Source organism: Rhodopirellula sp. J20-39, assembly GCF_057365095.1.
Window position 1 is genome coordinate 3343569 of the sequence record NZ_CP195123.1, and the last position, 25658, is coordinate 3369226.

General features: G+C 56.2%; 33 protein-coding genes. 7 read left to right on the forward strand and 26 right to left on the reverse strand.

The window, feature by feature from the left end:
* Positions 1-115 precede the first annotated feature (115 nt).
* Together ACR3ZL_RS12185 and ACR3ZL_RS12190 are read right to left on the reverse strand one after the other, a co-directional pair.
* Positions 116-643, reverse strand: coding sequence for a GspE/PulE/PilB domain-containing protein (locus ACR3ZL_RS12185; protein WP_473652875.1), 528 nt, complete (start codon positions 641-643; stop codon positions 116-118).
* A gap of 157 nt (positions 644-800) precedes the next feature.
* A complete protein-coding gene (locus tag ACR3ZL_RS12190; protein WP_473652874.1) occupies positions 801-944 on the reverse strand; it encodes a hypothetical protein in 144 nt (47 codons plus the stop codon).
* 245 nt (positions 945-1189) lie between these two features.
* Between ACR3ZL_RS12190 and ACR3ZL_RS12195 the strand changes: the two genes are divergently transcribed.
* The 4 genes from ACR3ZL_RS12195 to ACR3ZL_RS12210 all read left to right on the forward strand — a co-directional run bounded on the left by ACR3ZL_RS12195 (position 1190) and on the right by ACR3ZL_RS12210 (position 2472).
* Positions 1190-1477 carry a ribbon-helix-helix domain-containing protein gene (locus ACR3ZL_RS12195; RefSeq protein WP_473652873.1) on the forward strand — a complete coding sequence of 96 codons (288 nt, stop codon included), beginning with the start codon at positions 1190-1192 and terminating at the stop codon, positions 1475-1477.
* Complete coding sequence (locus tag ACR3ZL_RS12200) at positions 1474-1758, forward strand: type II toxin-antitoxin system RelE/ParE family toxin (RefSeq protein ID WP_473652872.1); 285 nt, start codon at positions 1474-1476, stop codon at positions 1756-1758. Before ACR3ZL_RS12195 ends, ACR3ZL_RS12200 begins: the two co-directional genes overlap by 4 nt.
* Positions 1759-1942: 184 nt before the next feature.
* Positions 1943-2185, forward strand: a complete 243-nt coding sequence (locus ACR3ZL_RS12205; protein ID WP_473652860.1) for a ribbon-helix-helix domain-containing protein — start codon at positions 1943-1945, stop codon at positions 2183-2185.
* Positions 2185-2472 (forward strand): type II toxin-antitoxin system RelE/ParE family toxin, encoded by a 288-nt coding sequence (locus ACR3ZL_RS12210; protein ID WP_473652871.1) that lies wholly within the window; start codon positions 2185-2187, stop codon positions 2470-2472. The genes ACR3ZL_RS12205 and ACR3ZL_RS12210 overlap by 1 nt, the downstream gene beginning before the upstream one ends.
* Positions 2473-2624: 152 nt before the next feature.
* Here the strand turns inward: ACR3ZL_RS12210 and ACR3ZL_RS12215 are convergent, their stop codons facing one another.
* From ACR3ZL_RS12215 to ACR3ZL_RS12265, 11 genes are all read right to left on the reverse strand, one after another.
* The gene (locus tag ACR3ZL_RS12215) at positions 2625-3041 is read right to left on the reverse strand and encodes an NTF2 fold immunity protein (protein WP_473652870.1); all 417 of its coding nucleotides are present in this window, start codon (positions 3039-3041) and stop codon (positions 2625-2627) included.
* A gap of 125 nt (positions 3042-3166) precedes the next feature.
* Positions 3167-3637, reverse strand: coding sequence for a hypothetical protein (locus ACR3ZL_RS12220; RefSeq protein WP_473652869.1), 471 nt, complete (start codon positions 3635-3637; stop codon positions 3167-3169).
* Positions 3638-3780: 143 nt separating this feature from the next.
* The gene (locus ACR3ZL_RS12225; RefSeq protein WP_473652868.1) at positions 3781-4239 is read right to left on the reverse strand and encodes a hypothetical protein; all 459 of its coding nucleotides are present in this window, start codon (positions 4237-4239) and stop codon (positions 3781-3783) included.
* Positions 4240-4398: 159 nt separating this feature from the next.
* Positions 4399-4716, reverse strand: a complete 318-nt coding sequence (locus tag ACR3ZL_RS12230; RefSeq protein WP_473652857.1) for a DUF2695 domain-containing protein — start codon at positions 4714-4716, stop codon at positions 4399-4401.
* A gap of 165 nt (positions 4717-4881) precedes the next feature.
* Positions 4882-5178, reverse strand: coding sequence for a hypothetical protein (locus ACR3ZL_RS12235; RefSeq protein WP_473652867.1), 297 nt, complete (start codon positions 5176-5178; stop codon positions 4882-4884).
* 170 nt (positions 5179-5348) lie between these two features.
* A complete protein-coding gene (locus tag ACR3ZL_RS12240) occupies positions 5349-5789 on the reverse strand; it encodes a hypothetical protein (RefSeq protein ID WP_473652866.1) in 441 nt (146 codons plus the stop codon).
* A gap of 229 nt (positions 5790-6018) precedes the next feature.
* Positions 6019-6492 (reverse strand): hypothetical protein, encoded by a 474-nt coding sequence (locus ACR3ZL_RS12245; protein WP_473652865.1) that lies wholly within the window; start codon positions 6490-6492, stop codon positions 6019-6021.
* 165 nt (positions 6493-6657) lie between these two features.
* Positions 6658-7029: a hypothetical protein gene (locus ACR3ZL_RS12250; RefSeq protein WP_473652864.1), complete on the reverse strand. Its 372-nt coding sequence runs from the start codon at positions 7027-7029 to the stop codon at positions 6658-6660.
* A gap of 139 nt (positions 7030-7168) precedes the next feature.
* Positions 7169-7729 carry a 3'-5' exonuclease gene (locus ACR3ZL_RS12255; protein WP_473652863.1) on the reverse strand — a complete coding sequence of 187 codons (561 nt, stop codon included), beginning with the start codon at positions 7727-7729 and terminating at the stop codon, positions 7169-7171.
* 214 nt (positions 7730-7943) lie between these two features.
* Complete coding sequence (locus ACR3ZL_RS12260) at positions 7944-8282, reverse strand: hypothetical protein (RefSeq protein ID WP_486173492.1); 339 nt, start codon at positions 8280-8282, stop codon at positions 7944-7946.
* A 199-nt stretch (positions 8283-8481) separates the two neighbouring features.
* Positions 8482-8961, reverse strand: coding sequence for a DUF6985 domain-containing protein (locus ACR3ZL_RS12265; RefSeq protein WP_473652861.1), 480 nt, complete (start codon positions 8959-8961; stop codon positions 8482-8484).
* Between the two features lie 185 nt (positions 8962-9146).
* On the opposite strand from ACR3ZL_RS12265, the gene ACR3ZL_RS12270 reads away from it, so the two are divergent.
* Entirely contained in the window at positions 9147-9389 is a 243-nt protein-coding gene (locus tag ACR3ZL_RS12270; protein WP_473652860.1) for a ribbon-helix-helix domain-containing protein, read from the forward strand.
* Complete coding sequence (locus ACR3ZL_RS12275) at positions 9389-9676, forward strand: type II toxin-antitoxin system RelE/ParE family toxin (protein ID WP_473652859.1); 288 nt, start codon at positions 9389-9391, stop codon at positions 9674-9676. The genes ACR3ZL_RS12270 and ACR3ZL_RS12275 overlap by 1 nt, the downstream gene beginning before the upstream one ends.
* Positions 9677-9829: 153 nt before the next feature.
* On the opposite strand, the gene ACR3ZL_RS12280 is transcribed toward ACR3ZL_RS12275, so the two are convergent.
* The 8 genes from ACR3ZL_RS12280 to ACR3ZL_RS12315 form a co-directional block, all read right to left on the reverse strand.
* Positions 9830-10153 carry a hypothetical protein gene (locus ACR3ZL_RS12280; protein WP_473652858.1) on the reverse strand — a complete coding sequence of 108 codons (324 nt, stop codon included), beginning with the start codon at positions 10151-10153 and terminating at the stop codon, positions 9830-9832.
* A 159-nt stretch (positions 10154-10312) separates the two neighbouring features.
* Positions 10313-10630 (reverse strand): DUF2695 domain-containing protein, encoded by a 318-nt coding sequence (locus ACR3ZL_RS12285; protein ID WP_473652857.1) that lies wholly within the window; start codon positions 10628-10630, stop codon positions 10313-10315.
* A gap of 164 nt (positions 10631-10794) precedes the next feature.
* On the reverse strand, positions 10795-11532 hold the full coding sequence (locus tag ACR3ZL_RS12290; protein WP_486173493.1) for a hypothetical protein: 738 nt from the start codon (positions 11530-11532) through the stop codon (positions 10795-10797).
* 735 nt (positions 11533-12267) lie between these two features.
* Positions 12268-12639, reverse strand: a complete 372-nt coding sequence (locus ACR3ZL_RS12295; protein ID WP_473652855.1) for a hypothetical protein — start codon at positions 12637-12639, stop codon at positions 12268-12270.
* A 160-nt stretch (positions 12640-12799) separates the two neighbouring features.
* The gene (locus tag ACR3ZL_RS12300; RefSeq protein WP_473652854.1) at positions 12800-13192 is read right to left on the reverse strand and encodes a DUF6980 family protein; all 393 of its coding nucleotides are present in this window, start codon (positions 13190-13192) and stop codon (positions 12800-12802) included.
* A 594-nt stretch (positions 13193-13786) separates the two neighbouring features.
* Positions 13787-14191: a hypothetical protein gene (locus ACR3ZL_RS12305; protein ID WP_473652853.1), complete on the reverse strand. Its 405-nt coding sequence runs from the start codon at positions 14189-14191 to the stop codon at positions 13787-13789.
* Positions 14192-14348: 157 nt separating this feature from the next.
* Positions 14349-14780, reverse strand: a complete 432-nt coding sequence (locus ACR3ZL_RS12310; RefSeq protein ID WP_473652852.1) for a hypothetical protein — start codon at positions 14778-14780, stop codon at positions 14349-14351.
* Positions 14781-15382: 602 nt separating this feature from the next.
* Positions 15383-16066: a phosphatase domain-containing protein gene (locus tag ACR3ZL_RS12315; RefSeq protein ID WP_473652851.1), complete on the reverse strand. Its 684-nt coding sequence runs from the start codon at positions 16064-16066 to the stop codon at positions 15383-15385.
* Between the two features lie 291 nt (positions 16067-16357).
* Here ACR3ZL_RS12315 and ACR3ZL_RS12320 point away from each other — a divergent pair, with 291 nt between their 5' ends.
* Positions 16358-18262, forward strand: coding sequence for a tyrosine-type recombinase/integrase (locus ACR3ZL_RS12320; RefSeq protein ID WP_473652850.1), 1905 nt, complete (start codon positions 16358-16360; stop codon positions 18260-18262).
* An 850-nt stretch (positions 18263-19112) separates the two neighbouring features.
* On the opposite strand, the gene ACR3ZL_RS12325 is transcribed toward ACR3ZL_RS12320, so the two are convergent.
* From ACR3ZL_RS12325 to ACR3ZL_RS12345, 5 genes are all read right to left on the reverse strand, one after another.
* Positions 19113-20543, reverse strand: coding sequence for an NTP/NDP exchange transporter (locus ACR3ZL_RS12325; RefSeq protein WP_473652849.1), 1431 nt, complete (start codon positions 20541-20543; stop codon positions 19113-19115).
* Between the two features lie 23 nt (positions 20544-20566).
* Positions 20567-21082 (reverse strand): hypothetical protein, encoded by a 516-nt coding sequence (locus tag ACR3ZL_RS12330; protein WP_473652848.1) that lies wholly within the window; start codon positions 21080-21082, stop codon positions 20567-20569.
* Between the two features lie 82 nt (positions 21083-21164).
* Positions 21165-24005 carry an ABC transporter permease gene (locus tag ACR3ZL_RS12335; RefSeq protein WP_486173494.1) on the reverse strand — a complete coding sequence of 947 codons (2841 nt, stop codon included), beginning with the start codon at positions 24003-24005 and terminating at the stop codon, positions 21165-21167.
* 77 nt (positions 24006-24082) lie between these two features.
* Positions 24083-25183, reverse strand: coding sequence for an ABC transporter ATP-binding protein (locus ACR3ZL_RS12340; RefSeq protein ID WP_473652847.1), 1101 nt, complete (start codon positions 25181-25183; stop codon positions 24083-24085).
* The gene (locus ACR3ZL_RS12345) at positions 25180-25626 is read right to left on the reverse strand and encodes a hypothetical protein (RefSeq protein ID WP_486173495.1); all 447 of its coding nucleotides are present in this window, start codon (positions 25624-25626) and stop codon (positions 25180-25182) included. The genes ACR3ZL_RS12340 and ACR3ZL_RS12345 overlap by 4 nt, the downstream gene beginning before the upstream one ends.
* Positions 25627-25658: the final 32 nt, after the last annotated feature.

Sequence of the window (25658 nt, forward strand, 5' to 3'; positions counted from 1 at the left end):
CGCCCAACGGAAGGTTTTTGCGACACCGCCCTGAACGAAGCGAGCGATGCATGAACTACGAGAGATTGTACCAAGGCCAGCCCGCGTGACCAACCAAGGAAGGTGTGCCGAATGCCTAGCGACAAAACCATGTTGGACGGCACTTCGCTACGTATCGACGCCAGATTCGCCGAATTCCCGGAACCTCTTTTTCGTCAACCAAGCGGTGATATTGCGGAACCGAGACAATCCAACGCCACATATCGTAGTCTGCATGATCGAGTGGGAATTCTTGGCACCCAGTCCAATGCGACATGCCTTCCCAGCCGGAGCATTTGACGTTGAGCTGGTCACCATCGTACCAATGCCAGTTGGGCCAGTACCAAGTCACGCCAACGTCGGCATCATCGAGTTCAGGATGATCATCGTATAGTTCGTGGAGTCGAACGGCGATCCATTCGGCTGTCCGAATCACGCCACGAACGTTGCGGTTGAGGATGAAGTGTAGGCGTTGTTGCGTTTCGGTGGAGAGCGGCGATGCCGCCGCTACGATGAGGGTGTCTGCGAGAATGCGTAGCGGAACGATGTGATTATCGTATGCGACCGAAGCGGGAACCAGTTCCGCTGCGGCTTCGCTTCCAGTGATGAGTTGGTGACTACTCATTTGACTGTGCCACCCAACGGAAGGCTTTTACGACACCGTCCTAGACGAAGCGGGAGATGTCTGAACTACGAAAGATTGTACCAACGCCAACCCGCGTGACCAACCAAGGAAGGTGTGCCGAAGGCCTAGCGTAAAAACCATGTTGTGCGACGGACTACTATAGGTCAGGGAAGGCATTACGATCGACCAGCAGTTGGATCGTCCGCCCGCGGCCCGGCTCGCGTGAGATGAACCCACGATCACAGAGCGTTACCACCATGTTGTGAACCGTGGGTGGCGTCGTCCCAAAATACCGCTGCATGTCTGACTCAGCAGGTGGTTGACCGTTAAGTTTAGTGTAGTAGTAAATGAACGCGAGGTATTACCCCTGTTTTGCAGTGGGTTTGGTATCGGCATCCATCAAATTGATCTGCGTCGCCCAACGGAAGGTTTTTACGACACCGACACAGCCGAAGCGAAGGTGGATTGAATTGGATTTGGTTGTATAATAGGAGCGAGGCCAACACCACATCGAAGGTGTGCCCGCAGGGCCTCTGCGTAAAAACCATGTTAGACGACCGTGGCGTGGCGTTTCGAGTATCCAATCGAGTGAGCAAGATGGACATCCAATTACCGCAAGATCAACGATCAGCTATTGAGGCATTGGTCAGCACCGGAAGGTTCGGTTCAGTGCAAGAAGCCGTTTCCGAGGGCGTACGTTTGCTGGTGTCCAACGAGAAGCTGCGCGAAGCAGTTCAGATCGGAATTGACCAAGCCGATAAAGGCGAACTGCACGATCACGACACAGTGTTCGGACAACTGAAGGCGATGGCTGCAGAAGCGGCAGGCGAATGAAGAAGCCGCTCTACACCACGGCGGCGCAACATGATTTAGTGGGCATCCTGCAGTATATTTCGCAGGATAAACCGGAAGCAGCCGTGGCATGGGTCGAAAAGATTGAAGAAAAGTGCCTGGTAATTGCGTCGCACCCAGAGATGGGAGAACGTCGTCCACAGTTGGGAAGCGAGGTGCGTTGCAACTTCGTTGGGCGTTATGTCATTTTTCATCGCAAACACGACGACACGGTCGAAATCCTGCGAGTGATCACCGGTGACCGCAACATCACGACTCTCTGAGGTCGTGTAACGGAATGTTTTTACGACACCGCCCTAAACGAAGCGGACGATGTCCTGAATCGAATTTGATTGTATAATAGCAGCGAGGTCTGCACTACGTCGAAGGTGTGCCCGGAGAGCCTCAGCGTAAAAACCATGTTGTACGACCGGCGAACCCGCCAGTCATGTCGAAATTGAGATAGCCATGACAACCGAAATACCAAGCGATCTGGTGCCATTCGTTCAGAGGATGGTCTCAGAGAAGAGGTTCCTAAATGAGTCCGATGTTTTGGCCGAAGGCCTGCGTATGTTGCAGGCACGCGAGTCACTGCGTGCCGAAGTCAAGAAAGGATTTGACCAGCTTGATGCGGGACAGGGAATCCCAGCCGAAGACGTATACCGTCGGGCGGAAGCACGAATCAGTGAAATCGAGAACGGCAACGTTTGATGGCGAAAGTCATTTACGCACCGGAGGCAGACGACGATATCATTGGCATCGTCGATTTCATCGCACGGGACAAGCCGGAGGCTGCTCGCAATTGGATGCTGAAAATTCGTGAGACATGCGACACAATCGCAACGCAAACAGAGGTGGGCGAAGAGCGACCGAGATTCGGCGTGCACGGATGCCGTTCGTTTAGCGTCGGCAGCTACGTGATATTCTTTCGCGCGATCGAGGGCGGCATCGAAGTCTCGCGAGTGATTCACGGAAGCCGCGACATGCGGAACATCTAGGTCGTACAACGGAAGGTTTTTACGACACCGCCCTAAACGAAGCGAACGATGCCTGAACAACGAGAGATTGTACCAATGCCAGCCCGCGTCGCCAAACAAGGAAGGTGTGCCCGAAGGGCCTCTGCGTAAAAACCATGTTACACGCCGATGCGCTAGAGTACGGCTGGCGATTCGGAACCGTCGTCGTTGCGTTGCCTTAGAGTGTCGATCAACCAGCGATTGTCAATCCGTTGGAGGGTATAGCGAAACATTCCGCCGAACACAGAGTCACGGTTTGTGCAAACGGAGACTGATGAACCGTCAATTATGGATGATTGAATGGATTCGTGGTCAGGGTTGTATTCAGGCGGGCTCTGAAACGATGAATTGCGGCCGTAGGGGCGCGGTTTTGGTGTGCAGAATTGCGAGAATACGTCCGCCATCGCGGCAGCCACGCCGGGTTGGTATGAAGCAGGGGCAGCAGAGTCGCGCACGGCACGCTGTGAGGCATGAGAGTTGAGCTCCCATTGGTGCATCGCGGCGATGAAGCAGAGAACCACAGATTCGGGATCGTCGTAGTCGCAATCCATTGGTCTCGTGCGTGTAACGGAAGGTTTTTACGACATCGCCCTGAACGAAGCGAGCGATGCTTGAACTACGAGAGATTGTACCAATGCTAGCCCGCGTGACCAACCAAAGAAGGTGTGCCGGAGGCCTAGCGTAAAAACCATGTTAGCGGCCACGGCAACTTGCGTTTTGGTTTGACCGTGCCATAAACGCCTAAGTCTTCGAGTGGAATTTCGGGCCATTCCATGGGCAATGTTACCGATGGCAACTCAGGCGAAATTTCAATCGGTCGCCGGGTAAAGAAGAACTGTTCGGCCTGAGCGAAATGTTTGTCGTTGTGAAAACGGTACAATACAGCGCGAAGCTGGAGATAGTAGATGCCGGGCTCACGTTGGATCGAAAACGGGAGCAACTCCGGAATGTCGATAGAGTCCGCATCTAGGTCGACGTGTTGGTATACGGTGTGGCAATCGGTGACTGCGTCGCCGGGTGGGTCGCCGTCAAAGGGCGGTAGCGTATCAGCAGCCGGGACGCGAAAGAATGCGACATCCAGCGTGAGTCCGCGAGCGGTTGGCAAGTTCGAGTGCTGAATGGCACCGTCAAAGGTCAAATCTGCCATTTAGGTAGTGGCCGCTAACGGAAGGTTTTTACGACACCGCCCTGAACGAAACGAACGATGCCTGAACTACGGGAAATTGTACCAAAGCCAGCGAGCGTTGCCAAAGATCGAAGGTGTGCCGCAGGCCTAGCGTAAAAACCATGTTAGGCGACCGTCAGCCTTGCCTTGGCGGCCTGCCAATTCGATTGGGCAACCTCATTGCCGGTGCGATCGTTAGCGATGCCCTTAAGGATCGTTGAAACCAGTTGGCGCTGATCGGGCGGCATTTTCGCGAGAGATTCCAGCAGCGTTCCGAAATCGTTGGGCGAATTGAGCCAGCGACCAAGCAGGAATTCGAGGAAGTAGGGAGACGTGTCGTTGAGCCGTGGGACGGCAGCCACGATTTGGGGTGCAAGGACACCAGTCGGATACGATTCAACGGCGTGAGCCACCGCGAACATCCAGTGGTGATAGTCGTCGTTCTCCTCGAACGGCCAAATGCAGAGCAAAGGCTGGATTACGTCAGGGTCTTTGGAGGCAACGAGATCGTTGATGCGGTCGAGCCATGCGTTGGATTCGTCGTGCCAAACGTCACGGATATTGTTTAACGCGTCGTCAATCAATTCGGTAGGTCGCCTAACGGAAGGTTTTTACGACACCGCCCTGAACGAAGCGAGCGATGCCTGAACTACGAAAGATTGTACCAATGCCAGCGAGCGTTGCCAAACAAGGAAGGTGTGCCGAAGGCCTAGCGTAAAAACCATGTTGTACGGCCCGGACCATCAGTTATCCGGCTCAAAGTCCTTGCACGCGAGCCAAGCCTGCTCAGAGTTGGCGAGGACCTCACAGTCGCAAAATCCGCTGTTATCATCGAGCCATTTGAGTACCGCAGTCTCAGGCAGTGAGTGCTCGCGAATGTGCGCAATGGTCAGCCGTCGAGTGTGGTCGCAACCATCGACGGGCAACCGGACGTCCAGCATGTCGAAAAGCGATCGAAGTTCCGTGTTGGTTGCAGGCAGTGCTGCGAACGCCGCCGCCAGCTCGTTGCGTTTGACCTCCCGAAGCAGCTCTTTGCGGCGTTGTTTATCGAGGCGAGACATCAGTGAAATCGAGGGCCGTACAACGGAAGGTTTTTACGACACCGCCCTGAACGAAGCGAGCGATGCCTGAACTACGAAAGATTGTACCAATGCCAGCGAGCGTTGCCAAACAACGAAGGTGTGCCGAAGGCCTAGCGTAAAAACCATGTTGTCCGCCCAGTGCGGTCAGCCATCAGAGAGAAACGCCCCGATAGACTTAACGAGTGGTTCGGCCTCAGGTGTGTGCGCGGTTACGAAGAAGCCAGACCAATTGTCCCAGTCCAGGCCGATCGAGCAATTACCGTCGGAGTACCCGCCGATCAGTTGGTCGGGGCCAATCACGAGATCGGACGTTGGTTCCAAGCCGAAGTGCTCAACGATTCCCGCTACGAGTTTGGGGTAGTCCGTTGAGTCAACGCCGAACATCTCGAAGCACAGACGATCACTGGCGTCTCGGTGGTATTCTCCAGCGGGTTTGGCCATGGTTCTGGAGCGGACAACGGAAGGTTTTGACGACACCGCCCTGAACGAAGCGAGCGACGTCTGAGTTACTAAAGATTCTACCAAGGCCGGCCCACGTCGCCAAACAGGGAAGGTGTGCCGCAGGCCTAGCGTAAAAACCATGTTATGTGCCCCGGCGACGCGCCGGAAGACTAAAGATTCGCGAGATACTCTTGCGCTCGCGGCCGGAGATTTGCAATTGCCGATTCGACGTCGTCGAACAACGGGCCGACAATACCCTCGCAGCTGGTGAGTGCGTCGCGGCAAAGATCAGAAACGACTGTTGCGTATGGGATATCCTCGATACCGGACGGATCAATGCTCTTGCCGTACATGCCCCAGATAGTGTTGCCCCATTCGTAACGAAGTTCCCGCAGGTCGAATACAACCGCGTCTACCATCCAGAGCGACAGTGCACAGAGTGTGATTGTGCGCATGTATTGGCCGTCACCATTGCCGAGCGAGCCGACGCCGTAGTTGCCGCTGAACTTGAGGACGATTGCGGTTGCTGGCGTTGCGTCACTGATGTCGCAAGTGAAGATTCGGTATTGGATTTCGCTTAGATCAGCGAAACGGTGTTCGTTCAGTTCCATTGATCTAGGGGCACATAACGGAAGGTTTTTACGACACCCGTCCCCAACGGAGCGAACGATGCAAGTGCCGCCAAACATCTTACCAAAGGATCGCCAGTTAAACAAAGAGCGAGGGTGTGCCGCGGTCTCCAGCGGAGAAAAACGTCACCGAAGCAATCGGCGTTCATCACCGAGTGAGTCTCCAAGCGAAAGCGGCTTAGCGTAAAAACCATGTTGTACGCCCCGTCCACTACAGAGAGGCTATGAATTCAGCACGAGCATCGCACCACCCCGAATCCGATGAGGAATCCATGAATTGCAAAGTGCGATCCATGTGTTGAAAGCCAATCAGTTGCGCAATGACCGCCAGTTCCTCGTCGTCAGTGTCAGATTCTGCGATGCCGATGAAAACGTCGGCGAGATATTGCTGCCAAGAGGTAAGAACGGTACGGGAATCCTCAGGCACCTCGACGTCCATTTGCACGAAGTTATTCGCATCAGGATCAAGAAAAGTGACAATCCCAAAGTTGCCATCATCCAGTAGCGGAATCAGGCGCCCATTGGTGTAAACGTCTTGAGTGTCTGGAGCGAGGAAGAACTCTTCAGGTGGGCCAAAGTGGATGTCGAGGTTGTGTGGAAGTTTTTTGGAGCGGTAGGAATCAGCAAAAACGTTCGCCACGCCAAGCGATTCAAGAGCAGCGAGGGATTCATCACGCGTCGACATCAGGGAAATCTAGGGGCGTACAACGGAAGGTTTTTACGACACCGCCCTGAACGAAGCAAACGATGCATGAACTGCGAGAGATTGTACCAAAGTCAGCCCGCATTGACAAAGTTGGAAGGTGTGCCGAAGGCCTAGCGTAAAAACCATGTTGTGCGACCGGCAACATCAGTCGATGAACGGCGGGTCAGCAACCCAGCGATCGTCATCCGCAATGATTCGGTGGCCGTCAAACACCAAATCAGTAATTGAGTGAAGCAGTCGCGGGAACATCGGGAGAACGCAATCGCATAGCAGGCCGGTGATTTTGCATGGATCGCAGTAGATGATAGCAGAGCCGCCATAAGGCGGAACACAATGCAGCAAGCGATCCGTGAGGGACGTCGGTTCGGCATGGACCAAGACGCCAATGGTGTCGTCGCGTTCAGCCACAACGTACGAAAATTGTGTTGTGCAGACGAGGATGCCAGTAAGCGTAACCGATGGTTCGCGATCTGGAGCATCGTCAAGGGTTAGCGAAAGAGCTTGGGCAACATTCACGGTAGGTCGCACAACGGAAGGTTTTTACGACACCGCCCTGAACGAAGCGAGCGATGTTTGAACTACGAGAAATTGTACCAAGGCCAGCCCACGTTGCCAAACATGGAAGGTGTGCCGAAGGCCTAGCGTAAAAACCATGTTAGCCGCCGCCCGCGCTGGATGCGGGAGGGAAAATGTACGGCAGCAAACAAGCGATGTTGCGAGCGTCGTCGATGCCGCGATGATGGGAACCGGAAAACGTCAAGCCGACAGAACGCAAAGCAGCAGGGACGCCAAGTTTCTTGCGACGACCATTGGCCGATGCAAATTCAGCCTTGAGATTGATGTGGCGACCGCCAAACGGGTAGGCGACATCGTGTTGCATGCAGTCGGACTGGAATTGCGTGCGGTCGTAGTTGCCCCAAGAGCAAAAGACGAACGGAGCGAAACGGTTGGCCCAATCTATGAAGTTGGCCATTGCATCCGCGAACGACGGAGCGGAATCAACCTGTGATTGCGAGATGTTGGTAAGTTCGCGGCAAAAGTCAGTCAGTGTTGGGTTGAGTGCAGGACGAATGAAGGTCTGGAACTCGTCAAGGGGTTGGTGCGTAGACGGACAGACGATCACGGCGCCAATTTCGACGATCTCCATATCGGTGCGAGGGAACGAGTTGTCATCGCAACAAGTTGCTTCAAGGTCGACAACGAGGAAATGTTCCATATTCTGCGAGCGGCTAACGGAAGGTTTTTACGACACCGCTTCTCACCGAAGCCAGAAAGCGTCGCAACACTAGACAGTTTACCAAAGGAAAGTCACGTTGCCAAAGTGGCGGTGTCCGCGGCGTGGCAAACCGAAAAGCGTCACCGCAGCGATCAAACGTGGCAAGCCAAACGACGCTCCAACGACGAAGCCGCGGCCTTGCGTAAAAACCATGTTAGCGGCCACGGACCCTCGTGATTCGGCATGAAACGCCAAGGTCATCTAGTCGTTGACGCAGGTCGATAAGGTGGTGCAGTCCATCGCTCCACAACCAGAAAATCTCGCGAACGTCGTTGCGCAAGAAGTCGAGAGATTGTGAGGGAGTCCAAGCCAAAGCATCCTTGATGATCAGTGCGGCCTGTTTTTCGCGGCCGTTGAAGTCGTCAATCACCAAAAATCCGTCGGCGTCGTCATCCGGGTCAGGCGGAAGCGGTGGGTCCCACAGAAAGGTCAGTTCCCGATCGCAAGATTCGCACCGTGATAGCGCCGGGTTCTCGGCTCGTACCAGTTGCATGTTGCCACCGCAATGTTCACAGGTTTCCATCTGAATTCGCTAGTGGCCGCTAACGGAAGGTTTTTACGACACCGCCCTGAACGAAGCGGACGATGCCTGAGCTACGAGAAATTGTACCAAAGCCAGCCCGCGTTGACAAAGTTGGAAGGTGTGCCGAAGGCCCTTGCGTAAAAACCATGTTGTGCGTCCAACCGCGCTGCTACCAAGCATCGGAAAGGTGTCCGTGTTCTGCGATCGTACGGTCAATGTGGTCAGGATTTGCAGATTCGTCAAAGCCGTCGTATCCGTCCGGCGAATAACCAAGGAATTGTCCAACGTAGAGCAGTTTGTCACCACGAAAGCACCATTCCATGTGTTCGTCCTCGTCCCATTCAGGGACGACGTAGACGAGTATGTGTTCTGCACCGTGGGGTGTGATCACGCGAATGTCCATGTGATCCCAAACGTCAGAAACCGTTTTGATAGGCGGAACCGTTGGGGGTGATGCGTCGATCGCGTACACCATGTCCAAGAAGTTTGCGAAACAGGCACGTTCCAGCAAGTCGCGAAGCTCATCGGGCCAGCTAGCCATTCGATTCAACGCTAGATGTTCGTTTCCATCTGGTTCGTCGGGAAGCTGAGTGGGCACAGAGCGGTTCACCCAAGGAAAGACGATTGAATCAGGGATGTCAGAGGGCATTGGACGCACAACGGAATGTTTTTACGACACCGCCCTAAACGAAGCGGACGATGTCCTGAATCGAATTTGATTGTATAATAGCAGCGAGGTCTGCACTACGTCGAAGGTGTGCCCGGAGGGCCTTAGCGTAAAAACCATGTTGTACGACCGGCGAACCCGCCAGTCATGTCGAAATTGAGATAGCCATGACAACCGAAATACCAAGCGATCTGGTGCCATTCGTTCAGAGGATGGTCTCAGAAAAGAGATTCCTAAATGAGTCCGATGTTTTGGCCGAAGGCCTGCGTATGTTGCAGGCACGCGAGTCACTGCGTGCCGAAGTCAAGAAAGGATTTGACCAGCTTGATGCGGGACAGGGAATCCCAGCCGAAGACGTATACCGTCGGGCGGAAGCACGAATCAGTGAAATCGAGAACGGCAACGTTTGATGGCGAAAGTCATTTACGCACCGGAGGCAGACGACGATATCTTTGGCATCGTCGATTTCATCGCACGGGACAAGCCGGAAGCTGCTCGCAATTGGATGCTGAAAATTCGTGAGACATGCGACACAATCGCAACGCAAACAGAGGTGGGCGAAGAGCGAACGGGATTCGGCGTGCACGGATGCCGTTCGTTTAGCGTCGGCAGCTACGTGATATTCTTTCGCGCGATCGAGGGCGGCATCGAAGTCTCGCGAGTGTTTCACGGAAGCCGCGACATGCGGAACATTTAGGTCGTACAACGGAAGGTTTTTACGACACCGCCCTGAACGAAGCGAGCGATGCCTGAACTACCGATAATTATACCAAGGCCATGGCCCGTTGCCAAAGAGCCAAGGTGTGCCCGAAGGGCCTCAGCGTAAAAACCATGTTGTGCGACCGTTGCACTACGCTACGGCCAAATACAGGGACTCGTCGTCACCAAGCAGGTCAAGTTGGGCCGCGAGTGAATCAATGCCCGCGCCGCTAACAGCAAGTCCGGCAGTGTGACCACCGGGAATGTAGTCGATTTCACGTCGATACCAGTGGACAGTAACTAGCGTTAGGCTAACGGTAGCCACGGAGCCAAGGTCAGTGGATGTCCAAGTCGTGCGGTCGTTCAGCCGAGTCTTGCCAATCAGCGTGAAGACGGAACCGACGGGGATGTCGGTGTTCTCGTTGCGCCCAAGAATCAGTGATGACTCGTTGACGGAATCGACGAAGAATCTCATTGGATGAGGTCGCACAACGGAAGGTTTTTACGACACCGCCCTGAACGAAGCGAGCGATGCCTGAACTACGAAAGATTGTACCAATGCCAGCGAGCGTTGCCAAACAAGGAAGGTGTGCCGAAGGCCTAGCGTAAAAACCATGTTGTACGGCCCGGACCATCAGTTATCCGGCTCAAAGTCCTTGCACGCGAGCCAAGCCTGCTCAGAGTTGGCGAGGACCTCACAGTCGCAAAATCCGCTGTTATCATCGAGCCATTTGAGTACCGCAGTCTCAGGCAGTGAGTGCTCGCGAATGTGCGCAATGGTCAGCCGTCGAGTGTGGTCGCAACCATCGACGGGCAACCGGACGTCCAGCATGTCGAAAAGCGATCGAAGTTCCGTGTTGGTTGCAGGCAGTGCTGCGAACGCCGCCGCCAGCTCGTTGCGTTTGACCTCCCGAAGCAGCTCTTTGCGGCGTTGTTTATCGAGGCGAGACATCAGTGAAATCGAGGGCCGTACAACGGAAGATTTTTACGACACCGCCCTAAACGAAGCGAGAGATGCCTGAGCTACGAGAGATTGTACCAACGCCAGCCCATGTGGCCAACCAAAGAAGGTGTGCCGAAGGCCTCAGCGTAAAAACCATGTTATGCGACGGTGCACTACGAATCACGGTTGCGGATGTGTTCTGAGTGAATCCAGTCCAGATGCGAAAGTTGCGTTAAGCGAACGTCCTTGGGTTTAGCACTCCAACCGAGAATGCGTGCAGATATGCGAGAGCCAATTTCGGGGTAGTCGTCGGGGTGTTCAATACGGTGGTCGGGATCAGTTTCGCGGATCGCAAAGTGAATGATCTCCAGAAGTGCGGGTACGTCAGGCAAATCGTCGAGCGTGATCCACGCACCATAAACTGGGCAGGCGGCGACAACGCCGTTGACTGTCGTGCCATTGGGAAAACGCTGGATTAACGAGTCCCATTCGGATTGCGAGAATTCACGAGCGATGAAACTGCCTTTGGTCTGAGTCGCACAACGGAAGGTTTTTACGACACCGCCCTGAACGAAGCGAGCGATGCCTGAGCTACGGGAGATTGTACCAATGCCAGCCCACGTGACCAACCAAGGAAGGTGTGCCGAAGGCCTAGCGTAAAAACCATGTTGTGCGGCGATTAAGCTGAGATTGCCGGTAAACCAACGAAATGACGAGCACAAACCGGAAGGACAGAATCGGATCCGGAACGCAACGTCGAAAAGCTGCAAAAAATGCAGATTGAGATCACGGTGGCAAAGCTTGACAATCAGTTTAGTCGCACGACGCGCACACATCGGCGATGCAGGACGCTCGAGCGAATGGGGGCGGATCGCGCGACCCGTGTGCTTGCCGTTGATCGCATGAGCCACAGAGAACCCAGAGAACACTGAGGTCAGCCACGGATACACGCAGATCAACACAGATGCAACCGACTAACGTGCCGCACAACGGAAGGTTTTTACGACACCGCCCTGAACGAAGCGAGCGATGCCTGAGCTACGGGAGATTGTACCAATGCCAGCCCACGTGACCAACCAAGGAAGGTGTGCCGAAGGCCTAGCGTAAAAACCATGTTGTGCGGCGATTAAGCTGAGATTGCCGGTAAACCAACGAAATGACGAGCACAAACCGGAAGGACAGAATCGGATCCGGAACGCAACGTCGAAAAGCTGCAAAAAATGCAGATTGAGATCACGGTGGCAAAGCTTGACAATCAGTTTAGTCGCACGACGCGCACACATCGGCGATGCAGGACGCTCGAGCGAATGGGGGCGGATCGCGCGACCCGTGTGCTTGCCGTTGATCGCATGAGCCACAGAGAACCCAGAGAACACTGAGGTCAGCCACGGATACACGCAGATCAACACAGATGCAACCGACTAACGTGCCGCACAACGGAAGGTTTTTACGACACCGCTTCTCATCGAAGCCAAAAAGCGCCGCAACACTAAACAGTCTACCAAAAAGAAACCACGTTGCCAAAGAGGCGGTGTCCGCGGCGTGGCAAACCATAACACGTTACCGAAGCGATCAATCGCGGCAAACCAAACGATGCTCCAACGACGAAGCCGCGGCCTTGCGTAAAAACCATGTTGGGCGACCGGTCAGTACTGCTGTTCAATGTTGATTCCGTCATCACTAACCGTAATGTCGCACCGTTCACCAGTGATTGAACCGCCGGTTACGTAGCCATCGCTATCTTGGACGGTAGAGCCATCGCTGAATGTGGCGATGACGTAGAAACTGCTATCGGAATTGTCGCTGCGAAAGCCGCGATGCACAGCTGAGCCAGAGTCTAAGTCACGCACTGTGATGGTGTGATTCCAAACGGAAACGTCCACAGTGCGAATGGTTTGCGACGAATTGTTGGTGACAGTAAGACGGTTGAAGAAAACGGATGCAACGCCGGTGTAAACGGCAAGCATGAGAGCGCAGATCGCAACGGTGGTGAGCAGGCGTTTAAGTGTGAACTGCATTCGCGGTAGGTCGCCCAACGGAAGGTTTTTACGACACCGTCCTAAACGAAGCGAACGATGCCTGAACTACGGGAGATTGTACCAACGCCAGCCCGCGTGACCAACCAAGGAAGGTGTGCCGAAGGCCTAGCGTAAAAACCATGTTGTGCGGCCCGGCAACTCAGAGACCACGCTGTTTCCACCAGACGTCCGATTCAAATTCGGCGGGGATGTCATCGTCGCCACCGGGATCACCGTAACCCATTTCGTAAAGCGTTGAGTACCAAATGCCTGTGAGCACGGAAGGAAGTGGCGCGGCACACCAAGGACAGAATCGAATCGGGGTAGACGCGTTGCCATTGAGACTGATGTGGAGGCGGTATTCACGCCGGGGCGCGATGTACATCACGACGGGATTGGAGCCCTGAGAATCGGATTCGACTGGATCAGAGACAAACCACGCCATGTCAAGGCAGCAGTGATCGGGGATGTGCGTGCCAACGCGTTCGCACCACGCGCGGCGTTCGTCGTCCGATTTGTAAGTTAGTCGATCCAATTTACGGTAGGGCCGCACAACGGAAGGTTTTTACGACACCGCCCTGAACGAAGCGAGCGATGCCTGAGCTACGGGAGATTGTACCAATGCCAGCCCACGTGACCAACCAAGGAAGGTGTGCCGAAGGCCTAGCGTAAAAACCATGTTGTGCGGCGATTAAGCTGAGATTGCCGGTAAACCAACGAAATGACGAGCACAAACCGGAAGGACAGAATCGGATCCGGAACGCAACGTCGAAAAGCTGCAAAAAATGCAGATTGAGATCACGGTGGCAAAGCTTGACAATCAGTTTAGTCGCACGACGCGCACACATCGGCGATGCAGGACGCTCGAGCGAATGGGGGCGGATCGCGCGACCCGTGTGCTTGCCGTTGATCGCATGAGCCACAGAGAACCCAGAGAACACTGAGGTCAGCCACGGATACACGCAGATCAACACAGATGCAACCGACTAACGTGCCGCACAACGGAAGGTTTTTACGACACCCGTCCCGAGCGGAACCGAAAGATGTCGAATAGCCAAGGATTGTACCAAGTGATCGCGGCTTGAGCAAAAAGCGAGGGTGTGCCCGAAGGGCCTCAGCGTAAAAACCATGTTGTCCGGCAACAGCGTTACGACTCGGTGTCCACTGTCGATGATGTCACGTACGCCTTGATCTGGTCAAGAAGCGATTGGGCAGCATCAGATTGCCCATCGAACGTACGCCATTCGTATTCACCAGAGTTTGAGATCGAAATATTATTGCATTCCCAGCATATGGCTGCGGTGCGGTACTCGCCACGTTCCATGCCGAGGTGGATACCGTATTTCGGTGTATGACAGCGCATTTGCTCGCCGTCGGGCAGAGCCAGTATCTGGTTCCAAAGGTCAATCGAGGTTTGGGCGTCACCGAGGACGACGCCGCCAGCAAGTTTGAAGGAAAACGTTGGCGATGTGCTGAGGGCTGCGAGTTGAGTCGCGGGGTCGTCTGGGCCGATCCGGAAGACGACACATTCTCGGAAGTCGTCAATGTTCATAGTTGGTTGCCGGACAACGGAAGGTTTTTACGACACCGCCCTGAACGAAGCGAACGATGCCTGAACTACGGAAATTGTACCAAAGCCAGCGATCGTTGCCAAAGGACGAAGGTGTGCCGTAGGCCTAGCGTAAAAACCATGTTGTGCGGCAAATGCCTTAGAAATCACGCCCGGACATGCGTTCGAGCACATCCACAACAGCCGGGAAATCGGCCGCACGCTTGAGGGCAGAGGCAATCTGCGAATGATCCATGAATTGCGTGAGGATATCGTCGTCACGGCCCACGTATTCAAGAATCGTGTTTTTAAGGGCAGCAAGTTCGTATGACCCGGCTTCGGCGTAGATGACATCCATGTCGCGGGTTGGATTGTAGAAGAACGAAAGGAGTCGGTTCGTGAGCGTAGCCGGCGGCAGGTCGTCGCCCGACGGAACCATCGAGAGGGTGATGCCGTCCGCGCGGTAGTATGTCAGGCCAACCCAGTATCGCGAGAGGATTGCACCACGGTTAACGCGAACGGAGGACGGGAGGTCGCTCTGAAGTTGAACGCTTCCAACGGGGTGCAGCACGATATATGGATGTTCCGACACGAATTGTCTTTGCCGCACAACGGAAGGTTTTTACGACACCGCCCTGAACGAAGCGAGCGATGCCTGAGCTACGGGAGATTGTACCAATGCCAGCCCACGTGACCAACCAAGGAAGGTGTGCCGAAGGCCTAGCGTAAAAACCATGTTGTGCGGCGATTAAGCTGAGATTGCCGGTAAACCAACGAAATGACGAGCACAAACCGGAAGGACAGAATCGGATCCGGAACGCAACGTCGAAAAGCTGCAAAAAATGCAGATTGAGATCACGGTGGCAAAGCTTGACAATCAGTTTAGTCGCACGACGCGCACACATCGGCGATGCAGGACGCTCGAGCGAATGGGGGCGGATCGCGCGACCCGTGTGCTTGCCGTTGATCGCATGAGCCACAGAGAACCCAGAGAACACTGAGGTCAGCCACGGATACACGCAGATCAACACAGATGCAACCGACTAACGTGCCGCACAACGGAAGGTTTTTACGACACCGCCCTAAACGAAGCGAACGATGCCTGAACTGCAGGAAATTGTACCAAGGCCATGGCCCGTTGCCAAAGAGCCAAGGTGTGCCCGAAGGGCCTCAGCGTAAAAACCATGTTGTCGGTCAGACCGCGCTGGACTGAACCAGTTTTGACGCTGCCAGTAGAGAAACACGTTGTGCGCCATTGAGGCCAACCAGCGGACGTGAAGATTGTATCATTTCAATCGCGGCGTCGGGATTGTCGGCGTCGCCACGTGCGAGAAGCACAAGCGCAGCCACCAATCCAGTACGACCATGGCCCTGTGCACAGTGAATGTACACGGGCGTTTCGGCCCTCGCGATTCGGGAGGCCAGATCAGCCAAGGATTGCGGCGGTAACACAGATGCGTCAAGCATTGGTGCGGCGACGTAGTTGGAGACAGATCGCAATGTTGCAGGTTCGGGGAATTCAGAAGTGAGGTCAACGACCGTTTTCGTATCAGCAGGAAGTTCGGAAGAAAGGAGGCGGCGACCAATGAGAACGCCGTCAACCAATGTGTTGTATGCGGGTTCGCGGGAGACTAGTCGAATGATGTGCCATACAGCCCAGAGGTAGAGCAAGTACGGGAGCAGAATCGCGATCGAAGCGAATGACATGGTTCCATCGGAACGTTTACCAAAGACGCGATGGCCAAGGGTTAGGTATGCGAGGCCAATACAGCCGAAACTAATCGCGGGCCAAGCCAGCAGCACGAACCATCTGCCGTACGTGAAAGCGTAGAACGCGAGAAGAAGTGACAGCGTAGAAAACAGGACGCCGTATTTCATTCGCTCTCTGACCGACAACATGTGTATAGGCGACAGCCTGTCGCGATAAACGCAGGGGACGCCTTGGGGAAACGAGTTATTTTGCCGGGGATGTTGGGGGGGCGGCAAGATGACGAGCCGTGTTTTTGCGTTTTTTTTGCGTTTTTGAACGGTATTTTCTTGAACGCGGCTCGTGAATCGTTAGGTTCGAACTGGTGCCTGCGTCGGGAGGACGTGGGAACTGGCTGGTGATGCGCGTGCATGGGGTAACGCGTGGGGGCGAGGTTTGAAGCGTGGGGATGGGGTGTTCCAATGGATCCGAACGATTTGTTTGCGGAGGCGGCTTGGTCCACCCGTGGCCGTGTTGCCTCGGCCGCCTATGAGCAGCGTCAGGTTAGAAGGTCGGTTGCTAACGGGGAGGTGGCGTCGGCGACAGGATCTGTGCCGCCGGTTTCCAATCGTGCGACTAAAAGAATGGATGGCATTGGCGATGATCCAATGCCGCAGCCTGCATCTGGCCGAGGTGCTGCAGAAGATCCACGGCGAAATGGTATCGTGTGTCCCGGGTCAAGTATTGCTCCTGTTGTTAAGGCTGGAATGGAAGACGGGCAACGGCCAAGCGGTACGGATGCGACCTTGCGTGATCCCATTCACCGTTATCGAGATCAGACCGCGTACCGGGTTGCGGCGGGGCGGGACGCTCCTCGCAATCAGATGATTGACTCTCGTGATTATCGCAGTGAGATGGCGGTGGTTGACCTGCGAACTTGTCGGCCGTCGTGCTCGGAGTTTCTGAAGTTAATCAAACGTGAGTTGCTGATTCGCAATTACAAACGCAAGACGGTCAAGCCGTACCTGAACGCGATCGAGTCACTGTTGCGTTGGTCCGGAAGGCTGCCGCACGAGATGGACCGAGAGATGGTCAAGGAGTACCTGAATTATTTGGTGGAGTCCGACAAGGGTTTCGCATTGGTGCGGGTGCATTGCACGGCGATTCGGACGGTGTTCGACAAGTTTTGTTTTCTTGACATCACGTTGGGGATCGAGACACCACGTCGAGACCGCAAGCAACCGGTGGTGCTTAGCAAGGAAGAGGTTCAGAGGTTGTTGGAAGCCGCTGTTTCCATGCGTGATAAGTTGATGTTGGGGTTGATGTATGCCACGGGGATGCGGGTCAGCGAGGTGGTTCGTGTTCGTTGGCGTGAGATTGATTTGGATCGCAACGTGATTTCGATTGTGCAGGGTAAGGGGAACGTGGATCGCCAGGTCATGCTGCCGGAAACCTACCGTGCGTTGTTCACGGCTATCAAAGACCAAGTCGCGGGTGACGCGTTTGTCTTTCCGAGCGAATCGGTATCGTCATCGAGAGCGAACGCATCACGTCATTTGTCATCGCGGACCGCTCAGCGTGCGATGCAAAAGGCGGTTGCGTTGTCGGGAGTCCGGAAGACGGCAACCCCGCATAGTTTGCGGCATTCGTTCGCGACACACAGCTTTGAAGACGGTTGTGATATCCGGCGAATTCAAAAAGTGCTTGGCCACGTGCGATTGGAAACGACAACGATTTACGTCCATGTGGCGAAGCCTGCCGAGCCCTCTCGGATGCCCAGTCCAATGGATCGGCTTGGTGTGCCAGCGCCATCGCAAGTTGGCGGCGGAACGGCCGTGGGGAATCGCGATTCGAGCCTCGGTTCGCGTGGGCAGGGGCGTGAGAATGGCAGACTACCGGCATTGGACTTGAGAGTGTTTGCCACGGCCCCGCGGATTCATGTCAAGCACTTTGGCGGGGAGGAGTCGGTTCGGGTGACCGTCGAGATCCGGACCCGGGGACAACGTGTTTTCTTGACAGGGATTCGGGCTACTGAGTCGCGTCCCGCTTTTTGGACGCTGGCGATCCCGCCGCTTGAGCGATGGGCCGAGGAAATTAGGCAGCTTGATGCGGCTCAAAGGAGGCTGGTCGCGGAGGCTGAATTTTATGAGTTTCTGCGTGCTTCGATTGGGGCGAGGCTGTCTTCGGGGAATGTTCAAGCGGGATGTACCCGGGAAACGGGGCGGTCGTATGCGCTGGAAGCGACACTGTCACGTCAGGAGCCTGGAGATCGGGGTTTTGTCCGGTCGCGGCATCGGCGTAAGTGGATTGGTATGGGCGGGGCGTTCTTTGAGTGGAGTGCATCGTCTCTGGTACTTCGCCGGGCCCTCACCCTCGCATTCGCCTGAACGGTTCTGCTCGACCTCTGCCCGCTTCGCCGGGAGAGGTTTGAGGAGCTAATTGATTGCTTAAGCGAGCATTAAGAACCCCGCCCCCTGGGAGGGGTCGAGCGAAGTGAGGGGGAGGGCGGTTTGCTGGTTTGTTGTTGTATTGGTGGGATTCCGTGCTGAGCCCTCACCCTCGCATTCGCCTGAACGGCTTTGCTCGACCTCTCCCCGCTTCGCCGGGAGAGGTTTGAGGAGCTAATTGATTGCTTGAGCGAGCATTAAGAAACCCGCCCCCTGGGAGGGGGCGAGCGAAGCGAGGGGGAGGGCGGGTTGCTGGTTTGTTGTTGTGTTGGTGGGATTCCGTGCTGAGCCCTCACCCTCGCATTCGCCTGAACGGCTTTGCTCGACCTCTCCCCGCTTCGCCGGGAGAGGTTTGAAGAGCTGGTTAATTGGTTAAGCGAGCATGAAGAACCCCGCCCCCTGGGAGGGGTCGAGCGAAGCGAGGGGGAGGGCGGTTTGCTGGTTTGCTGTTGTATTGGTGGGAATTCAGTGCCGGGCCCTCACCCTCACATTCGCCTGAAGGGCTTTGCTCGACCTCTCCCCGCTTCGCCGGGAGAGGTTTGAAGTGCTGGTTGATTGCTTAAGCGAGCATTAAGAACCCCGCCCCCTGGGGGGTGTCGAGCGAAGCGAGGGGGAGGGCGGGTTGCTGGTTTGCTGTTGTGTTGGTGGGGATTCCGTGCTGAGCCCTCACCCTCGCATTCGCCTGAACGGCTTTGCTCGACCTCTCCCCGCTTCGCCGGGAGAGGTTTTGGGGGGAGTCGACCCAGCGGTACGACTTCGTTGCTCCCCGCTCCCCGCTCCCCGCTAACCGCTAACCGCTAATCCGGCTTTGGTGTTGTTGTCGGCGGCCTACCCAGTTGCCGATTAGGCAGGTGAGGGCGGCTAGGGGGATGAAGCCGAGGGCGATGGTGGGCAGTGACCATCCCCAACCACGTAGTGCGCCGAAGGCTTGGGCTGAGAAGAGATCGCCGCCGCGAACGACTGCGGTGTCCAGGAAGCTTTTGACTTTGTAGAGCACTTGTTTGTCGACGACGGTGTAAAGCACTTGGATCGACGGCGAGATGACGGCGTAGGCGGCGGCGCGGTGAACGATGACCAGTCCGACGATGACGGCTAGGCTGGGGATGGTCGCCAGCATGACGAAGCCTACAACATAGATCGCTGGGAAAAGGGTCAGCACCCAGGCGAGGCCTAGCTTGCGAACGATGGTGGCGGTGCCAAAGAATTGGACGATCAGTGTGCAAGCCAGTACCCAGAAGTTGATGCGTGACAGCAACTCAAATCGATTCGCTTCGTCTAATCCGGCGGCCCGGATGAAGTCGCCTTGTTGGCAGTAGATGGTCGTGCCGCATGCCTGAATGACAATCAGGAAGGCGAAGATGCCAGCCAGGTAGGGCGAGGTGAACACGGCTTGAACCCCGGCCCAGATCGAAGCCTTGTTGCGTGCGCCATGGGTGCTGTCGCGGTCCTGGTTGCTGTTGCTGTTATCGCTTTCTGTATCGGTGGCGTCCGTGGCGTCCGTGGCGTCCGATCGAGTGGCGTCCGGTTGAGCGGTATCGTGGCTTTGGGCTTCGCTGTCGTTGAACTTGCTTTCTTTGAGCTCGGTGTCACTTGCGTTGCCAGCGATGGCGCGTACGAATCGAGCGGCGCAGAACTGGCAGAGCACCAGCAGCGTGGCTGCGATCAAAGGTACGAACGAAAGATGTACCGAATCGCTTAGGCGGTTGGCGACTTCGGAACCGGCGATGCCGCCGAGTGTTCCGCCTGCGGAGATCCAGCCGAAGTATCGCTTCCCTTGACCGCTGCGAAAGCAATCCGCCAAGACGGTCCACATCAGCGAAATGACGAATAGATTGAAAACGCTCAGCCAAACGAAATAGACACGTCCGACCCATAGCGAGATCGCGGGGTCTTCGATTCGCATGGCAAAGAAGAAGACCAGCAGGTTAACGGCAAAGAAACCGTACACGCGGTGGACTAGGCCGATACCGCGGCCGCGATTGACGACGGTCCCATAGACCGGCACGGCGAGTAGCATGACTAAGAAGCTACCCAGGAACAGCCAAGGAATTTCATCGGATCCGTTGGCAAACCCTTTGGCCTCACGCAGCGGACGTAGGTGATAGTAGCCGAACAGCAAGCAGAAGAACCATGCCGTCGCCCAGCCCACGCCGGCGCGATCCGAAGAAGGCAGGCGGTGGTCGAGCCAGCCGCGGATGCCCCGGGGCTTCGGGATGGCCACAGAGTCGTAGTTGCTTTCCCGGTTCACTCCACCGATACCGGTGCCGCCGAATCAATCATGTCCACCTGTGCCGCGTCTGCGGCAGGTTTGGTTTGATCAACCGTGCCGCGGATTTTCAGGAAGCCGGAAATCGAAACGATGATTGCGGCCAGTAGTACCACCACCTTCAACCATTTCGCTCGGCTGGCCCGGATGCCGGCCAGCTTCGGGCTGCGACCGACCAGGGCCGATGCTAGGAAGAAGATTGCGAAGGCCGCCATCATCTTGGCGCCGAGCAAACCGTGATAAAGACCGTCGCCTTTGTGGTTGGGGATCGCTCGGAAGTAGTTGTAGAAGCCGCTGACGAGGAACAATAAGATGCCGCCGTGGACAAACTTCTTCCAGCGACCGTTGATGGCAGCAGCGAGTTGTTGGTGGGCATCGTCGGAGAGTTGTTTAGCCGACGGTAAAAGGACGCACAGGATGAAGGCACTGCCGCCGACCAGCACGATTGCGGTAGCAACGTGGACGATGCGAGATAGGGTGTCGAGGATCAGCATGGAGTGCTCAAGGGAAAAGCGAAGGGGGCGATAAGTGTGGTGACCGGTTTTGGATTTGCAACGCCTTGGCGGCGATTACGTGCTAAAAGTCGGTGCGGGAAAAATAGACGCATGCGATCGTCATGACAACCAAGATGAACAGCACGCAACTGGCCAGTGGCCGGAACAGTCGATAGCGGATCACTTCGAGGTCGTTGCCGCCGGTGTCGATCACCATCGATCGGTTGCCCGAGACCATCGCGGCGGTCGTGTCGCCTAGCTGCAGTACTTGGGGCGTGAGCCATTCGAGGCCGCCAATCAGGTAGTAATCAATTGCTCGCCATGCGGAGCGTTGGGGTGATACGGTTGCAGATGAGAGGATGTCGCCTTGGGCGTTCAGCTTGAAACGGGTGACCCGGTCGACATCGTGGGCGACCACGAGGGTGCCGCCATCGGGGGCTGGCTTATCGTCAAGCTGCATTTGGTGGTCGGGTTGCGTCGACGGGTTACCAGGCGGGTTACCAGAAGATGTTCCGGAGGTTTTTGGTGAAGCGAGCCACGTGACGGCTTCGACTTCATCGACGTTCAATCGCCGAACGTGGGAGATTTTTGCGGAGGCGACCGGTGCTGGTTCAGCGGTGACGTTGATGACGTCAACGTTGCCGGTAGCGGTACGGTAAATGAAATGGGTCGGACCAATCGGCATGATGTTCAGCGGGGTGCCATCGACGGTGGTGCTGCGTTGTTCCACCGTCCAACGCCCTAACTCTTGGAGCGTGTTGACATCGTAGATCCTCAATGGGAGTTCGCCTTGGGCAATCAGCAACCACTTCGATGATGCCGCGATGACAGGCGGGCCAGGATCGTCTTGGCCTGAAAGCATGAGCTTGGCGGTGAGTTGCCAAGGCAGTGAGCCGGCTGCATTGGAGTTGTCGTTATTGGCGGCGGTGTCACTGTCGGCGGTGTCACTGTCGGCGGTGTCATGCGGGTCGAGCCGGATCAGGTTGGCACCGGAAAGGATCACGATCCCGCTCGATCCTGGGACGCGAGCGATCCGGACGGGCGGTGCCATCGATACTTCGCTGGGCAAGATCGATTGGAAGTCTTCGTTGCCGCCACCCTGCATGGTCACCAGAGCACGTAGCCAAGAGCCTACTGAGCGAGCGACCGGTTGTCGGTTCTTGGTGCTCGACCTTCCGGTGGCTGTTTCGTTATCGCTATCAGAGTCCGGTTGGGAGGCGTCGGTTTTTGGTTCGTCTAAGGCAGCTTCGCCGAGTGATTCGATAATCTTCGCGCGTTGGGTGATCAGCACGTCGGCGGAATTGATTGCGGCGATTGTTGTGTCGCTTAACCGGATCAACCGTTGCGTTGCGGTTGGTAGCCGCAGTGTAGGTTGAGGGCTCCAGTCGTCGTTTCGCGATAACGCGATTAAGTCGAGCGAGCCGGAGCCGAAGGGCGTGAACTTGCCGTTGCGAATACGGGCGGTTAGCAGGTGGTCATCGTCCAGGGCGACGGGGGCGAGGACGCGGTCGTTGGACATCACCTCACTGTCGATGATTGAATCCCAACTTGCGGTGGATTCGTCCAGTCGTACCACTCCGCTGCCGCCGGTGATGGCGAACAGGTCATCGCCAGCAACGGTCATGTCGACGATGCGGTCCGGCTGAACCACGCGTGCGTCGACGACGCCACCGATGATGCCGACTACAACACAGATGGCAGCCAAGGCGCCGGCCGCGGCGATAGAGATGATGGCGGATCGCCACTTCAAACCCGCCAGGACCGAGACGCTGTAGAACACCGCAAAGATCAGCAGGGCTACTGGAATGCACCATAAAATGCGAGCGTTCCAGACGCCTAAACGCAGCGCTGCGATCAGGTACAGGCCTAGCACGAGTTGGGTGACACATAACAAGACGAACGCACAACCGCCGACGAACTTGCTGACCAACAATGCCCAGCGAGAAACCGGTTTACTGAGCAGGAGATGCAGCGAGCCGGTCTGTAGCATGTCGGGGACAATGGATGCAGTAACCAGCACACCCAGAAAAACCAACACGAGGCCTAATAACCAGTTCACCAGAATCGGGATGACGAATTGGTTGAAGATGGTTTCAAATTGGTTGCGGTCAACTTGGAAGTCGGTCGGAAATTCCAGACCGGCGTAGGTTAGCAGTGCCGATCGCGAGCTGCGGGCTTCGAACACGCCGGGCAGCGCAGCTTCGATGCGAAGTCGGGCGCGTCGTTCCAGGAGCGATGGCGTTAGCGATCCTGGTTCGGCGGCGTCGAGCTCGCGAAGTTCTCGCAGCCGGACCGTCGACTTCCAGGCTTCGGCGTCGAACCAGTGGTCGGGATCCTCCGCGGGGTCTTGGTCCGTTTCGGATTCTTTTGATGTGTCTTCGGATTTGTCTTTCGCGGGCGTGTCGTCGGTATTGTTGATGTCAGTACGGTTTGCGTCAGCTGTGGCTGCGTCCGTGTTGTCAGCGTCAGTGTCGTCAGCGTCAGTGTTGTCAGCATCGCTGCCGCGTTTGGCGTCCGATGCGATCAGGTCGTTAAGTGCCTCGGTGAGCAGGTTCAGTCGGATGCGAACCTCGTCGCCTTCGCCGACCCGTTGCAGCTTGCGATGGATTTCGTCGGGCATCGCCGCGGCGAGTCGGCCGATGGGTTTGGTTTGCGAATCAGGGTCGACGATGCCTTGGGCGAGCATCGCTTTCATCCGCGTGCCGTTGTAGATGTCGAACCACCGGAATTGGGTGGTGTAGTCTTCGCGAAGACCAATCGGTGCGAGCGATCCGAGTAGTAACCAGATCGCGATCATCGCGGCCCAGAGCACCCGTGAGGCAAGGGCGGAGTGGAAGGAATCGATCACGATCGCCAGATACGGCTGCAGGCCTGACGAGCGGCGCGGGGGTTGGGGAGCTTCCAGCTTTTCCAAATCGGTCATCCGGTAATTGCCTGGGAGTTCATGTCGTCGATTGAATGGGTGTGGGGAGGTTTGAGTTGTGGCGTCCGGTGTTTGGGCTAGGTGCCGCTTTCGGCTTGGTGGACCAAATGCATGAAGGTGTCTTCGAGCGTTTGGCGAACAGGTTGCAACCGGACCAGCGAGCCTTGGTTTTGGCGCAGTTGATCGACGATCGCGTCGATGGCCTGTTGGTCATCGCAGACCATGCGGCAACGATGCGTTTGTCGGGCGGCGATTGCTTCGGCCCCACTGGCGGCGATCCACCGCACGCTATCTGGACGAGCTAGCGCCACCATTTGTTGAACCGCTGTTTCGGCGTGTGGGTTGAGCGTGTGGTCGTTGTTCAGTTCAGGCAGTTGAAATTCGGGCAGTTGGAATTCGAAGTCGACCGTGATGCCAGCGTCCTGGCCAACGGAATGACCGGCGAGTTGTTCGATCGGGCCGGTTGCCAGAACTCGGCCGCGGGCCATGATCGCCAAGTGCGAACACACCATTTCGACTTCGTGCAGGATGTGGCTGTTCAGGAAAATGGTCTTTCCGGAATCTCGTAGTCGTTCGATGACCCGTCGCACTTCGCTGCGGCCGACCGGGTCGAGGCCGTCGGTGGGTTCATCCAGGATCAAAAGGTCGGGATCGTGCATCAAGGCTTGGGCAAGCCCGAGTCGCTGCAGCATGCCTTTGCTGAATCGTTTGACGGATTCGCGATCGCGTCCGGCCAGTCCAACCAGTTTCAAAAGTTCGTCGCTGCGGCGTTCAATCGTGGCTGAGTTCAGCCGGCTGAGTCGTCCGTAGAACTTCAGTGCGGTGCGAGCGGTGTGGTGCCGGTCGACTCGCAAGGATTCGGGAAGGTAGCCGACTCGGGATCTCGCTGCGGCGCTACCGGCGGGAAGGCCGAACAGGGATGCTTGGCCGCCGGATGCTCGGATCACGCCTAGAAGGATTTTGATCAGGGTTGTCTTGCCGGCTCCGTTGGGGCCGAGCAGCCCAAAGACTTGGCCAGCGTCCGCGTGCAGGGAAACGCCTTGGAGGGCGTGGACGTTGCCACGCCGCAAAACGTTGCCGCCACGATAGGTCTTCGCGAGCTTTTGCACGCATATGATCGACGCGGCGGAAGCAATGTTGGAATCGGCTGGCGATGGGGCGAACGATTCGCTCGTCACGCCAACAGGTTCCGAACCAGCAGGTAGAGCAACATCAGAGCGGTGATCGCCATCACGCCCGCTAGCAGGAAGCGGTGTGCGGGTTGACGCCAAGACGGCGTGTTGACTTCGCGGTTGTAGAGGCTGCGGAATCGTTCTCGCTCGGCGGCTTGATCGAAAACTCCGTCCTCGACCAATTCTTGCAAACCGAATTGGATCGAATACTCGACCACGCCATGGATATTTTGGCGGCTGCCGTCGTCGGCGACCCCGATGCCTTCGAAATACCAAAGCTGGTTTCCGAAATTCCGGTCGGACTCGCTGTGATCGTCGACGCAGCGAAGGTTGATGATTTCGCTGTGTTCGGAAGAAAACTTGGCGCGTACCAAAGCTCGCCCGCTGTCCAGTCTGACCTGGCGCAGGACTCGTTCAGAAAATTGTCGCTGTGGAGCTTGGGCGCGCATTCGAGTTTCTCCGGAGAACTCTTAGGGACCGA

Excerpts from the sequence above, each read along its gene's own strand:
- ACR3ZL_RS12320 (WP_473652850.1), top strand. The coding sequence starts at position 16,358 with ATGGATCCGAACGATTTGTTTGCGGAGGCGGCTTGGTCCACCCGTGGC.
- ACR3ZL_RS12295 (WP_473652855.1), bottom strand. The coding sequence starts at position 12,639 with ATGCAGTTCACACTTAAACGCCTGCTCACCACCGTTGCGATCTGCGCT.
- ACR3ZL_RS12305 (WP_473652853.1), bottom strand. The coding sequence starts at position 14,191 with ATGAACATTGACGACTTCCGAGAATGTGTCGTCTTCCGGATCGGCCCA.
- ACR3ZL_RS12235 (WP_473652867.1), bottom strand. The coding sequence starts at position 5,178 with ATGGCCAAACCCGCTGGAGAATACCACCGAGACGCCAGTGATCGTCTG.
- ACR3ZL_RS12260 (WP_486173492.1), bottom strand. The coding sequence starts at position 8,282 with ATGCAACTGGTACGAGCCGAGAACCCGGCGCTATCACGGTGCGAATCT.
- ACR3ZL_RS12240 (WP_473652866.1), bottom strand. The coding sequence starts at position 5,789 with ATGGAACTGAACGAACACCGTTTCGCTGATCTAAGCGAAATCCAATAC.
- ACR3ZL_RS12220 (WP_473652869.1), bottom strand. The coding sequence starts at position 3,637 with ATGGCAGATTTGACCTTTGACGGTGCCATTCAGCACTCGAACTTGCCA.
- ACR3ZL_RS12335 (WP_486173494.1), bottom strand. The coding sequence starts at position 24,005 with ATGACCGATTTGGAAAAGCTGGAAGCTCCCCAACCCCCGCGCCGCTCG.
- ACR3ZL_RS12195 (WP_473652873.1), top strand. The coding sequence starts at position 1,190 with ATGTTAGACGACCGTGGCGTGGCGTTTCGAGTATCCAATCGAGTGAGC.
- ACR3ZL_RS12345 (WP_486173495.1), bottom strand. The coding sequence starts at position 25,626 with ATGCGCGCCCAAGCTCCACAGCGACAATTTTCTGAACGAGTCCTGCGC.
- ACR3ZL_RS12190 (WP_473652874.1), bottom strand. The coding sequence starts at position 944 with ATGCAGCGGTATTTTGGGACGACGCCACCCACGGTTCACAACATGGTG.
- ACR3ZL_RS12205 (WP_473652860.1), top strand. The coding sequence starts at position 1,943 with ATGACAACCGAAATACCAAGCGATCTGGTGCCATTCGTTCAGAGGATG.
- ACR3ZL_RS12285 (WP_473652857.1), bottom strand. The coding sequence starts at position 10,630 with ATGTCTCGCCTCGATAAACAACGCCGCAAAGAGCTGCTTCGGGAGGTC.
- ACR3ZL_RS12315 (WP_473652851.1), bottom strand. The coding sequence starts at position 16,066 with ATGAAATACGGCGTCCTGTTTTCTACGCTGTCACTTCTTCTCGCGTTC.
- ACR3ZL_RS12215 (WP_473652870.1), bottom strand. The coding sequence starts at position 3,041 with ATGGATTGCGACTACGACGATCCCGAATCTGTGGTTCTCTGCTTCATC.
- ACR3ZL_RS12280 (WP_473652858.1), bottom strand. The coding sequence starts at position 10,153 with ATGAGATTCTTCGTCGATTCCGTCAACGAGTCATCACTGATTCTTGGG.
- ACR3ZL_RS12275 (WP_473652859.1), top strand. The coding sequence starts at position 9,389 with ATGGCGAAAGTCATTTACGCACCGGAGGCAGACGACGATATCTTTGGC.
- ACR3ZL_RS12245 (WP_473652865.1), bottom strand. The coding sequence starts at position 6,492 with ATGTCGACGCGTGATGAATCCCTCGCTGCTCTTGAATCGCTTGGCGTG.
- ACR3ZL_RS12185 (WP_473652875.1), bottom strand. The coding sequence starts at position 643 with ATGAGTAGTCACCAACTCATCACTGGAAGCGAAGCCGCAGCGGAACTG.
- ACR3ZL_RS12230 (WP_473652857.1), bottom strand. The coding sequence starts at position 4,716 with ATGTCTCGCCTCGATAAACAACGCCGCAAAGAGCTGCTTCGGGAGGTC.
- ACR3ZL_RS12270 (WP_473652860.1), top strand. The coding sequence starts at position 9,147 with ATGACAACCGAAATACCAAGCGATCTGGTGCCATTCGTTCAGAGGATG.
- ACR3ZL_RS12210 (WP_473652871.1), top strand. The coding sequence starts at position 2,185 with ATGGCGAAAGTCATTTACGCACCGGAGGCAGACGACGATATCATTGGC.
- ACR3ZL_RS12255 (WP_473652863.1), bottom strand. The coding sequence starts at position 7,729 with ATGGAACATTTCCTCGTTGTCGACCTTGAAGCAACTTGTTGCGATGAC.
- ACR3ZL_RS12200 (WP_473652872.1), top strand. The coding sequence starts at position 1,474 with ATGAAGAAGCCGCTCTACACCACGGCGGCGCAACATGATTTAGTGGGC.
- ACR3ZL_RS12265 (WP_473652861.1), bottom strand. The coding sequence starts at position 8,961 with ATGCCCTCTGACATCCCTGATTCAATCGTCTTTCCTTGGGTGAACCGC.
- ACR3ZL_RS12330 (WP_473652848.1), bottom strand. The coding sequence starts at position 21,082 with ATGCTGATCCTCGACACCCTATCTCGCATCGTCCACGTTGCTACCGCA.